General features: G+C 38.3%; 10 protein-coding genes. 4 read left to right on the top strand and 6 right to left on the bottom strand.

Annotation, left to right across the window (positions count from 1 at the left end; all coding sequences use genetic code 11):
• Positions 1-30 precede the first annotated feature (30 nt).
• Complete coding sequence (locus tag CVS93_RS05285) at positions 31-528, top strand: redoxin family protein (protein WP_107686852.1); 498 nt, start codon at positions 31-33, stop codon at positions 526-528.
• Between the two features lie 8 nt (positions 529-536).
• Complete coding sequence (locus CVS93_RS05280; protein WP_107686851.1) at positions 537-2,093, top strand: class I SAM-dependent methyltransferase; 1,557 nt, start codon at positions 537-539, stop codon at positions 2,091-2,093.
• 3 nt (positions 2,094-2,096) lie between these two features.
• Here CVS93_RS05280 and CVS93_RS05275 read toward each other — a convergent pair whose 3' ends face one another.
• The 3 genes from CVS93_RS05275 to CVS93_RS05265 are packed head-to-tail and all read right to left on the bottom strand — an operon-like array spanning position 2,097 to position 5,343.
• On the bottom strand, positions 2,097-2,903 hold the full coding sequence (locus tag CVS93_RS05275) for a 3'(2'),5'-bisphosphate nucleotidase CysQ (RefSeq protein ID WP_107686850.1): 807 nt from the start codon (positions 2,901-2,903) through the stop codon (positions 2,097-2,099).
• A complete protein-coding gene (locus CVS93_RS05270) occupies positions 2,900-4,177 on the bottom strand; it encodes a citrate synthase (RefSeq protein ID WP_085658676.1) in 1,278 nt (425 codons plus the stop codon). Before CVS93_RS05270 ends, CVS93_RS05275 begins: the two co-directional genes overlap by 4 nt.
• 2 nt (positions 4,178-4,179) lie before the next feature.
• On the bottom strand, positions 4,180-5,343 hold the full coding sequence (locus CVS93_RS05265) for a cation:proton antiporter (protein WP_107686849.1): 1,164 nt from the start codon (positions 5,341-5,343) through the stop codon (positions 4,180-4,182).
• A gap of 117 nt (positions 5,344-5,460) precedes the next feature.
• Here CVS93_RS05265 and CVS93_RS05260 point away from each other — a divergent pair, with 117 nt between their 5' ends.
• Positions 5,461-5,943: a hypothetical protein gene (locus CVS93_RS05260; RefSeq protein WP_084041959.1), complete on the top strand. Its 483-nt coding sequence runs from the start codon at positions 5,461-5,463 to the stop codon at positions 5,941-5,943.
• A gap of 419 nt (positions 5,944-6,362) precedes the next feature.
• Here the strand turns inward: CVS93_RS05260 and crcB are convergent, their stop codons facing one another.
• The 3 genes from crcB to topA form a co-directional block, all read right to left on the bottom strand.
• Complete coding sequence (gene crcB / locus CVS93_RS05255; protein ID WP_107686848.1) at positions 6,363-6,716, bottom strand: fluoride efflux transporter CrcB; 354 nt, start codon at positions 6,714-6,716, stop codon at positions 6,363-6,365.
• On the bottom strand, positions 6,716-7,555 hold the full coding sequence (locus tag CVS93_RS05250) for a biotin synthase (protein WP_107686847.1): 840 nt from the start codon (positions 7,553-7,555) through the stop codon (positions 6,716-6,718). The genes crcB and CVS93_RS05250 overlap by 1 nt, the downstream gene beginning before the upstream one ends.
• 660 nt (positions 7,556-8,215) lie before the next feature.
• A complete protein-coding gene (topA, locus tag CVS93_RS05245) occupies positions 8,216-10,330 on the bottom strand; it encodes a type I DNA topoisomerase (RefSeq protein WP_107686846.1) in 2,115 nt (704 codons plus the stop codon).
• Between the two features lie 190 nt (positions 10,331-10,520).
• On the opposite strand from topA, the gene CVS93_RS05240 reads away from it, so the two are divergent.
• Positions 10,521-12,029: a flagellin B gene (locus CVS93_RS05240; protein WP_103599887.1), complete on the top strand. Its 1,509-nt coding sequence runs from the start codon at positions 10,521-10,523 to the stop codon at positions 12,027-12,029.
• Positions 12,030-12,166: the final 137 nt, after the last annotated feature.

Here is a 12,166-nt window from a genome sequence, read left to right as displayed (position 1 = left end):
TATAATAGTAAAAATTTTAAAGGATGAAGTATGATAAAAGTGCCTACGAGTATATATTTAAATACCTTAGATGGTAAGGAATTTGATTTTTCTGCCTTTGCAAGGACACACGACTGCGTTATTTTCATCTATCCAAAGATAGGTGAGGACTTTGATCTTTTAAGTGAGCAGCTGCAAAATACTGCGGGCATGAAGGGCTGCACCAAACAAGCTATAAACTACAAGAAATTTTTAAAAGATTTTAACGATCTTGGTTTCATGGTAGTGGCCATTAGCTCACAAGATATCGCAGCTCAAAAGAAATTTCAAGAAGAGACTTCGGCTGGAGTCATGTTTTTAAATGATAGTGAGTTTATGCTTGAGAGGGCGCTTGAACTTCCAGTTTTTTCTGCATCAAATGGACATAAATTCTACTTTAGGCAAACACTTATCATTAAAGATGGCAAGATAAGGCGCGCATATATAGTGGATGATCCTGAGAATGATGCTAAAAATATGCTAGAAAAAATCAAAGAAAAAGACTACTAGGAGCTAAAATGAGCCAAAATAGCAAAATCGAAAAGTCTTATGATGAGCTAACTTATAAATCAATAGCTTTTGCCCAATCGTCGCCATATAGGCTTGAAGCTTGTGCTACACTTCTTGGCATAACTCCACCGCCATGCGAAAATGCAAGAGTTTTAGAGATAGGATGTAGCTTTGGCGGAAATTTGATCCCATTTGCAGTAAATAACAAAAATGCAAAAGTAGTTGGCATAGATCTTAGCGGCGAGCAGATAAGGCGTGGGCAAGAGATCGTTAAAGAGATGGGGCTTACAAATTTAGAGCTTATCCATGGCGATATTTGTGAGTTTAAGAGTGATGAGAAATTTGACTATATCATCGCTCATGGCGTTTTTAGCTGGGTGCCTGACTTTGTAAAAGAAGCTATATTAAAAGTCGTAAGAGAGAATTTAAGTGCAAATGGCGTGGCATTTATCTCTTATAATGTTTATCCTGGTTGGAAAGTAAAAGATATTATAAGAGACATAATGCTACTTGCCGCAAAAGATAAAGAGACTATGCAAGATAAGCTAAAAGCAGCTAAAGAAGCACTTTTAGTCTATAAAGAATATTTGCTAACAAGAGATAAAGAAATTTATGAAAAGAAAATGCCACTTAGTATGCTTCTTTTTATAACAGAAGATGTACTTTCAAAAGATGACTTTTACATAGCTCATGAGTTTTTAGAAGATACAAATAATCCATTTTATTTTAAAGATTTTAATGCCATGCTCGCTAAAAATGAGCTTACTTATCTTTGTGAGTATACGATTGATGATATTTTTACCCCGGATGTTGGCACAGCCATAGTAGATGAATACAAAAATAACAAGTTTAAGGACAGAATCGATCTAGAGCAATTCATGGATATGATTAGCAACAAAGTCTTTAGACAAAGCCTAATAGTCCATAGCAAAACTTATGAGAGCATAGCCAATAAACAAATAGGTCCAAGCGATATTAACAAAATTCACGTTGTGGCAGATTTTATAAAGAAAGATAACCAGTGGCAAGATAGTTATGGTGCTATGCCACAAGATATATCATGGCTTTGCGAGGTCTTTTATAAGATGTATCCAGCTAGCATAAACCTTTCTCAGATTTTAGAAATTTTGCCAGAAGATAAGCTCATGGTTTATAGCGCTTTTGTAAGGATTTTAACAAACTCGTCTGATGCAATGATCTTAAAAGATGAGCAAAAAAATATCGAGTATAGGCCTGGACACTCAAGGCTTAGTCAAAATTTAATAAATTATGTAAGATATTTTTTAAATCATAAAAATAATGCCGATGTTGTTTTTGCTAATAAATTTAGCATTTCAAGAAAGCTTAACAATATCGATTATTACATACTTTTATTGCTTGACGGCAAAAATAGTTTAGAAGATATCGCAGCAAAAACCTTAAAATTTATCAAAGAGAACAACGAAGATATATTTGATATAAATGGCAAAGTGCTTAAAAAAGATAAGGTTGCAGCAAATATAATGAGCTACGTGCTAGGCACAGCAAAAATAGCTAGTATGCTTTATCTACTAGAAGAAATTTAAGGTTTAAATTTTACTTTGCTTATATAGTTGTGTGATTTTATCTTTTAGATTTAGTGTGTTTTTTGAGAGAGCTATGAAAAATGGACTTTTTAAATCAGCAAGCTCGTAGCTCATCTCTTTGCTGCTATTAGCGTCAAATACTTTTCCGCCACAAAAATTTACGAGCGCTTCTCCTGCTGCATTGTCCCAAAGGTAGCTTGGGGCAAATCTCAAATAAGCTCCGCCAAATTCAACCAAACGGCAAAATTTTATGGCTGAGCCGATGCACCTTTGCTCAAAATTTAAGCTCTGCCCTATAAGTTCTATCTCTTTGGCATCGCCTCTTCTGCTTGAAAAGATTAGATTGTCTAAATTTTTATCTTTTTTGTTTAGATCAACTCTCTTTATGATTTCATCTTTATCATCTAAAATTTCTTTAAAGGCGCCATTTTCATCAGCATAAAAAAGCTCTTTGCTAACTGGGATAAATATCACGCCAAGCACCGGCCTAGCTTTTTTTATAAGCGCTATGCAAACGCAAAATTCGCCGTTTCTAGCTAGAAATTCTTTCGTGCCATCAAGTGGATCTACGAGCCAAAACTCATCTTTGTCGCTTTCTTGCAAGATACTCTCTTCAGAGCAAATTTTTATCCCGCTTTTGCTTAGCTCTTTTAGTATCACTTCATTTGCGGCTAGATCAGCACTAGTTAGTGGTGAGCTGTCATCTTTTAGGCAGACTTTAAGAGCCGTATTATCTGCAGAGTAAAATTTCATTATTTGCACTCCAGCATTAACGGCTGCTTTTTTAGCTAAATTTAAAAGCTCGCTCATTTTGGTGTTCTGTTTGTCTCTCCAACATAAAGCTGTCTTGGGCGGACGATCTTTATCGTATCTTGCTCTTTTAGCTCGATCCACTGGCTGATCCAGCCTGGAGTCCTGCCGATGACGAAGATGACGGCAAACATATTATTTGGTATGCCAAGTGCCTTTAGGATGAGCCCTGAGTGAAAATCAACGTTTGGATATAAATTTCTGCTAACAAAGTAGTCATCATTTAGCGCGATCTCCTCGATGCGGTTGGCGATCTTGATAAGCTCTGAGTTGATGCCTATCTCATCCATAAGTTGATCTCTCATTTTTTTGAGCACTTTTGCGCGAGGATCAAAATTTTTATAGACCCTGTGACCAAAGCCCATTAGCCTAAATGGATCGTTTTTATCCTTTGCTCTAGCGATGTATTTATCGACGTTTGCGACCGAGCCGATCTCTTCAAGCTGACGGATGACACCCTCGTTTGCGCCGCCATGAGCCCAGCCCCAAAGTGCTCCAATACCTGCACTTATACATGCGTATGGGTGCGCGTGCGTAGAGCCAACGGTTCTAACAGTCGTTGTTGAAGCATTTTGCTCGTGATCTGCATGCAGCATAAAGACTGTGTCAAGTGCCTTGATCTCGATAGGCTTAAGATCGACGTGCTCGTATGGATAGCCTCTCATCATGTAGAGGAAATTTTCAGTAAAGCCACGATCTAAATTCGGATATATGATAGGAAGACCGCGTGAGTAGCGGTAGCTAAAGGCCGCGATCGTTGGAATTTTAGCGATTATACGCATGGCCATTTCGTGATACTCTTCAGGCTTATCCATATTTAGATGATCTGAGTAAAAGGCACTTAACGCTGATACTGCTGCCTGCAAGATCGCCATAGGGTGAGCTTTGTCTGGAAATGCGTCAAATAGCTTCATCATGCCCTCATGTATAAAGCTTCTTTTTTTAAGCTCGGTTTTAAAATTTATATACTGATCATTTGTTGGAAGCTCTTTGTTTAAGAGTAAATATGCCACGTCTAAAAATGTCTTATTTTCAGCCAAATACGCGATATCGTAACCTCTATACATTAGCTCGCCTTTTAAGCCGTCTATATAAGTTATCGCTGAGCGACACATCGCAGTTGAAGTATAACCTCTGTCAAAAGTAAACATTCCAGTATCACTAAAAAATGTCGAGATGTCTATCACATCAGGTCCCATAGTCCCTTTTAGTATAGGAAACTCGTAACTCTTACCGGTTCTGTTATCAGTTAGCGTAGCTGTATTTGATGACATTTTTACTCCTTACTTCTTGATTGCATTAGAAATTTTATAATTATTGTCCCTATTATAGCTTGAGCTAGGCTTGCTAGGATAAAAGATGAGTAAGAATAGTCACTTATCTCACCTGATCTGTGTGCGATAGTAGCAACTGCTACTAGAAGCGTTAGTGGCATGGATTGTGAGAGAGAAAACAAAAATATCCCCTTAAATCCTAATTTCCCTACAAATAACACACTTGAAAAAAGCCTTGTGGTAAGCATTGCACAAAATATAAAAATAGCATCTTTTATCACTTCATTTGAGCTTAGGCTTGAGAGCTTGAAGGTTGAGCCTATGTGTATAAAAAATATCGGTACCAAAAAACCAAATCCAAAGCTTGAAAGCTTGTGCGGTAAGTCCTTTTTATGATCAAAAAATGTAGCTATAAACATACCTGCGATAAACGCACCAAAGGCAACTTCTAAATTTAAATAAAGCATAAGCGCAATCATCGAAAAAAATACAGCAATGCTTAATCTAATATCTTTTTCGTCCTTATCGTAGTGTGGCATAAGGATCACTTTAAGCCCAGGATACCACCAAAAAAGCACATCTAAAATTTTAAAGCTAAGTACGCTGATGGCTAAAAATAAGATCAAATAGCCAATCGTTAGCCATAAATTTATGCTAGCTCCAAACTGCAAATAGGCTGCTATAAATGTCAAAAGCGTAATGCTTATAAGCTCACCAATAGTTGCAATAAGCATGCTTAAATTTAGCCATTTTACATCTCTGCCATACTCTTTAAATAGCGTAAATATCATACCAACGGCCATTATCGGGATAATGATAATATAGAGCAAACTAAGATCAAAACTAAATGTAAGTGCAGTTGCTAGCGTGTAAATGAGCACAAGATAGATAAGCCCCAGACGTAAAATTTTGCGGTCGATATTTATAAGCATTCTAAGATCGATCTCCATGCCGGCTAGAAACATCAAAAAGAAAAAGCCAACTTCGCTAATTAGCTTAAACATCTCATTCTCGCCGACAAGCCCGATGTAGCTAGCCAGTGCTCCAAGTATTATCTCAGCAGGAGCGACAGGAATGCGTAAAATTTTAGAAATATAAGGCGAAGCAAAGACGATAAATGCCAAAACGACAAGAATACTAAGCTCGCTAGCTTGATGTAACTGCAAAAAGATCCTTAAATTAAAAATGTTTGATTGTATAAAAAGCTTTGTTATTTTTTGATTAAGCTAAGCGATTTTTGGGCAAAATGGCGACAAATTTTTAAAAATTTGGAGTGCAAATTTATGCGTAAATTTCTATTTTTTGTCTTGATGTTTTTTGGAATTTTTGGCTTTGCAGACGAGCTAAGTTTGGTTCAAAGTTTTAAATTTGATGGAAGCGTTTTTTATAAGAAAAATACAGCCAAAGATGAGAGTTTTTACTTTTTAAAAAATGAAAATTTTGATGAGCATTTTGTAGGATTTAGAGTGAAATTTGACAAAAATATAAAAAGTGAAAGTATGCTTGCTGAGCTAAAAAGAAAGATAAAAGAGGCTAAAGAGGTGCTTTATAGTGAAGAGAATGATCAAATTTTAGCTCTCATAAAAGATGAAACTAGCAGTAAAAATATAGAAATAATCCACTTTTTACTTAAAAAAGATGGAGTCTTAATACTTTCATATGAAAGAATTTATGATCCAAAAACTCTGGTAGATGGGCTTAAGCCTGTACTTTTAAGTGAGGCTAGAAATTTTATGCTTCAGATGCCAAAGGTAGAAGCTAGATAGAAAGGTGGATGTGGTGGTATTTTGCACTGCATGCGATTAAAAACTACGACAAATTTTTATTTATCAAGTCAGATAAGCGTCAAGTAAATTTTAAAATTTCATGAACGAGTAATTTCGGCTCTGATTTTAGTGGCAAGCTTTGCGAGACCTAAAATCAGTAGTCAATTCTTGCGAGTGAATAGAATTTTAAAATTTTCGCGATAGTAAAATTCTATTTTTAAAAATACAGACTTTTTTGTTTTTAGGTTCTTTTATTCAAAAGGGAGACAAGGGGACTCGAGTTACGAAGCCGTCCCCTTATCCCCCTTTTTAAATCCCCCAATCCCCTCGCACGTTCAAAGTACATGCAATGGTGCTAAAGCACTGCATGCGATTAAGAAAATCTAGCAAAATTTAAACTCTATTAAATTTGCAAACTCTCATAAACTCTTACCAAGCAAAATACCAAGATAGCTTGCAAGTAGGCAAAAAACAAGGTTTAAAAAGATATTTAAAAAGCCTTTTACTAGCTCGCCTTCTAGTAAAAATTTCACACTATCAAGGCTAAAGCTTGAAAATGTCGTAAATCCACCAAGTATACCAACGACCAAGAACATCCTCACGTTTTGGCTTAAATTTAGACAAAACAAAACGCCGATAATAAAGCTGCCAAGCACATTTACACCAAGCGTAGCTAGCGGAAAGTGGCTAAATTTTAACAGCTCACCAGCTAAGAACCTGCATCCAGCCCCGATAAAGCCTCCAAGCCCTGCTAAAAGTAAATTTGCAAGCATTAATGGCAGATGCTAGCGAAGCTAAAACCGCGCTTTGTAAGCTCCTCGATATCCTTGCTAGCTTTCTCACCTTTTGCGGTGAGATAGTCACCTATCACGATCGCATCGGCGCCATTTTCAAAGATCTCGTACTGCCTCTCGCCCAAAATTTTCTCCCTACCACCAGCTATCATGACTCTAGTTTCTGGTAGATCTCTTTTGGTCTCACGCACTATTTTTAGGGCTTCATCCGCACTAAGAGGAGGCAGATCAAGACTCAGCGCTTCATTTTTAATGAAAAAATTTATTGGTGACGAAAACGGCTCAAGCTCTTTTAGACTAGCTCTAAAGCTCACCCTATCAGCCTCGCTCTCGCCAACGCCGTAAATGCCACCAGTGCAAAGCATGAGTCCAGCTCTTTTTGCATCTAAATTTGTCTGATATCTCTCGTCCCAAGTGTGAGTTTTGCAAATTTTTGGGAAAAATTCTCGGCTTGTTTCAAGGTTGTGGTTGTAGCTAAAAACGCCAGCTTTTTTAAGCTCGCTAAGCTGCTCGTAAGTTGCCATGCCGTTACATGCGATGAGCATCAAATTTGGCACTTCTTTGCTCACGGCTCTTGCTAAAGATGCGATATAGTCGGTCTTTTTGTCATTCAGCCTAGCACCGCTTGTGACCAAACAAAAGCCAAGGGCGTGGTTTTTATAAGCCATTTTGGCTTCGTCTACCACCTGCTGCACGCTTTTTTCTTTAAATTTTGAGATATCGGCACCAGCTTTGGCACTTTGTGTGCAGTAAGCGCAGTCCTCGGCGCAGTTTCCTTGAGTGACTGAGCATATCGCACAGAGCATAATTGTTTTCATTTTTCATCCTTTTTTGGGGCGTATTATAGCTTTGATAGGTTTAAAATTTAAGTATGGTCGTCTTGAATTTACGAGAAAATGGACAAATTTTAAAAAATACAGACCTTAAATTTAAAAACTCTTTTATTCAAAAGGGAGACAAGGGGACTTGAATTACGAAGCCGTCCCCTTATCTCCCTTTAGATCCCTCAATCCCCTCGCACGTTAGAAGTGCATGTGATAGCGATTTTGCACCGCATGCGTTCGTATATATGGCAAGTGTCAAGTAAATTTTAAAATTTCAAGAACAAGTAATTTCTGCTCTAAAATTTGAGTTAAGCTATAAGCGAATCCAAATTTTAGCAGTCAATTCTTGCGAGTGAATGGAATTTAAAATTTGCTCCAAGATATGAATTTATTAAAAACTATACAAAAAGCTTAAATTTTATGACATTACTTTCTCTTATAAAAAGATAGTTTTTAAAATTAGTAGGGTCTAAGCTCGCCAAAAAGCCCAAAAAGTGGGTGCTACGATTTGAAGCTGCCCTCTAACTGAGTGTAGTTGGTGACGAGGTTTTTGCCCTTTATGCTAGCTAAGCTTAGCGGTGGTGTCAGGCATTTAAATTCCAAATTTATAAAAGCCAAATTTAGGCTCAAGGACTCAAATTTGGCTAGAATTTTTTAGTTTTCAGAAATAAGCGTCTTTTTCTTGCACTTTGCGCACTCGTGAAATGTGCCTTTTTTAAGCTCTTTTTTGATCATATCTCCACCACACTCGTCACACTTTTGAGCCACTGGCTCATAGCTTGAGATGAAGTCGCACTTTGGATAGTTAGCACAACCATAAAATTTACCGCGCCTACTAAATCTCTCGACGATCTCGCCGCCGCATTTTGGACATGGCACATCAAGCTTTTTAAACTCACGTTTTGGCTTAGCAGCCGTTGCAGTGTCAGTTTCTGCGCTCTTTTCATTATCTTTTGCGATATTTCTTGAGTATTTGCATTTTGGGAAATTTGAGCAAGCGATAAACTCGCCGTATCTACCCTTTCTAAGCACTAGCTCGCTTCCACACTCTGGGCACTTCTCGCCGATCGGAGTGGCTGTTTTTAGGCTTTTTATGCCAGTTTTTCCAGCACTAATTTTTTCCATAAATGGATAGTAAAAGTCGCTTAGCACCTTTTGCCAGTCGGCCTTATCAAGTGCGATTTCATCGAGCTTTTCTTCAAGATGTGAGGTAAATTCGCTATCAACTATATTGCTAAAGTGCTCCTCTAAAACGCCTATCATACTAAATGCGATCTCGTTTGGTATGAGCTGCTTTTTCTCGACTCTCACGTAGTCTCTTGAAGTTAGCAGTGTGATAGTCGGTGCGTAGGTACTTGGGCGGCCGATGCCAAGGCTTTCTAGCTTTTTAACAAGTCCAGCTTCTGAGTACCTGGCTGGCGGCTCGGTGAAATTTTGCGTGCTTTTTATGCTTTGCAAGCTCATCTCGTCACCCTTTTTTAAATTTGGCAAAATTTTATCCTTATCAAGCTCGCCATAAACCTTGTAAAAGCCGTCAAATATTACCTTTCTGCCGCTTATCTTAAACTCGCCTTTTTCGCTTGCGACATAGACATTTTGCGTTTGGCTCACGCATGCACTCATTTGGCAGGCTAAAAATCTATTATAGATGAGCGTGTAGAGTTTGAGCGCGTCTTTTTCTAAAAATTTAGCCGCTATTTGTGGCGTGAAGTTTAAATTTGTAGGGCGGATCGCTTCGTGGGCTTCTTGCGCGCCTTTTGAGCTTGTCGTGTAGCTTATCGCTTTGGCCGGTAGATACTCTTTGCCGTAGTTTTGCAATATATGCTCTCTAGCGGCCGCGACAGCCTCTTTGGCTAAATTTAAGCTATCTGTTCTCATGTAGGTGATCGCACCCATGAAGCCTTCGTTTGTTTGTACACCCTCATAGAGGCTTTGTGCGATCATCATGGTCTTTTTAGGGCTAAAGCCAAGGCGGTTGCTTGCACTTTGCTGAAGAGTTGAGGTCATAAATGGTGGGCTTGGCTGGATCTTTCTATCCTTGCTCTCGATCTCTCGGACGCTAAATTTCTCATTTTGTAAATTTTCAATGATGTATTTTGCACGGTCTGGATTTTGGATGGTGAGCTTTTCGATCTTTTGGTTTTCAAATTTAACTAGCTCAGCGTCTAGGTCTTTTTTGAAAATGGTGTCGATAGTATAGTATTCGACTGGTTTAAACGCCTGGATTTCACGCTCACGCTCAACTATTATCTTTAGAGCTGCACTTTGCACACGGCCAGCGCTTAAGCCTTTTTGTATCTTTAAATTTAAAAGTGGGCTTAACTTGTAACCAACGATGCGGTCAAGTAAGCGCCTTGTTTGCTGAGCATTGACACTGTTCATATCGACGTGTCTTGGGCTTTTTAGAGCGTTTTGTATGGCACTTTTGGTGATCTCGTGAAAGACGATGCGAGGCAGGCTTGTTGGTTCTTTGCCGATGGCATTTGCGATGTGAAACGCTATGGCCTCACCCTCTCTATCCTCATCGGTCGCGAGGTAAATTTCATCTGCAACCTTAGCTAGCTCTTTTATCTCTTTTACGATGGCAGAGTGATCGCTGCTGACGCGGTACTCTGGGGTAAATTTATTATCCTCTATCTTGATGCCAAAGCTAGTTTTTGGCAGATCTCTGATGTGACCTTTTGAGGCGATGACGTTGTAGCTTTTGTCTAAGAAATTTTTGATAGTCTTTGCTTTTGCGGGAGATTCCACGATGATTAAGCTTTTCATTTATATATAGCCTTTGAATTTTTTGGCGTAATTGTAGCAGAAATAATTTTTAAAGTATCAAGGCATAAAAATCAAATCCATGTTAATCTTTAAAAATTTTTTCATTCATGCCTATAAAGTTTTTAGAAAATTTCACGATATAGTTTTTGTGCGACAAGAAGTCGTAACTAAAAAATTAAAAGGATTTACAATGAGTTTTCGTATTAACACAAACGTAAACGCACTTAACACACACGCTAACGCAGTTAGCAACAACACTGACCTATCTAAGTCACTTAACAAACTTAGCTCAGGTCTTAGGATTCAAACAGCTGCAGACGATGCTTCAGGTCTATCTATTGCAGATAGTTTAAGAAGTCAAGCTTCAGCTTTAGGTCAAGCTATTGCAAATGGTAATGATGCTATTGGTATCATTCAAGTTGCCGATAAAGCTATGGACGAGCAGCTAAAAATTCTTGATACTATCAAGACAAAAGCTACTCAATCAGCTCAAGACGGCCAAACAACTCAATCACGCCAAGCATTGCAAGCTGATATCGTTCGTCTAATGGAAGAGCTTGACAATATCGGTAACACTACTTCATTTAACGGTCAGCAACTACTAAACGGAACATTCTCTAATAAAGAATTCCAAATAGGTGCTTACTCAAACCAAACTGTTAAAGCGAGTATTGGTGCGACTACATCTGATAAGATCGGCCTTACACGTTTTGAGAGTTCAAAACTACTTACAGGTATGGGTGCGGTAAATCTTAAATTCTTAAACGTTGATGGTGTAAATGATGTTGGCGTTACAGGTGCTACTATCTCAACAGGTATCGGTAAAGGTCTTGGTGCTCTAGCTGAGAATATCAACAAAGTTGCTGATAAAACTGGCGTTAGAGCTACAGCTGATGTTACTTGGAAGGCTAGTGCTGCTATTGGTGGCGGTTTAATTCAGTCTTTAACAATCAACGGTGTTAAAATTGGCGACCTAGATGTTAAAGCAAATGACGCAAACGGTGCACTTGTAAATGCTATCAACTCTGTAAAAGACCAAACTGGTGTTGAAGCTTCTGTTGATGCTGAAACAGGCAAAATGGTATTAACAAGCCGTGATGGCCGTGCTATTGTTGCAACAGGTAAAGATATCTCAAAAGGTCTTGGTGGTAAAGGTAAAGCAGCAGCTGGTACATCTTTAACAGCTGGCTTTGTAGGTAGACTAAATCTAGTTCGTCTTGATGGTAGAGATATTAAACTAGTAGGTGGTGGTAATACTAAGCTATCAATAGCATTCTCTGCTGGTGGTGGTGCTCAACAATCAGTATCTCTAAGAGATGTAAGAGGTCAAATAGATAAAAACCTAGCAACTGCTATGGGCTTCCAAAGAATGAGTGCAGCTTTATCAGTAGCTCAATCTGCTGGTGTTATGACACTTCGCGGTGCGATGGCTGTTATGAGTATCGCTGAGTCTGCTCAAAAAACACTTGATCAAGTTCGTTCAGACCTTGGTTCAGTTCAAAACCAACTTCAAGCTACAGTTAATAACATCACTGTAACTCAAGTTAACGTAAAATCAGCAGAATCTCAAATCAGAGATGTTGATTTTGCTAGCGAGTCTGCTAACTTCTCAAAACATAACATCCTAGCTCAATCAGGTGCTTATGCTATGAGTCAAGCAAATAGCGTACAACAAAACGTAATGAAGCTTCTACAATAGTTTCATTAAGGTTTTAGATAGAGGCTTTGTCGTAGTAACAAAGCCTTAAGAGTGTTAATGCTTTTACAATACGCAAACCCACGCCCCAAAGCTTAGCTTTGGGGTTTTATACTTTTGCAATCAATAAAATATCTTAA

This window comes from Campylobacter concisus (assembly GCF_003048535.1).
Taxonomy (GTDB): domain Bacteria; phylum Campylobacterota; class Campylobacteria; order Campylobacterales; family Campylobacteraceae; genus Campylobacter_A; species Campylobacter_A concisus_S.
Note: the sequence above shows the minus strand (reverse complement) of the source record. Positions and strands in the feature narration are given on the sequence as shown.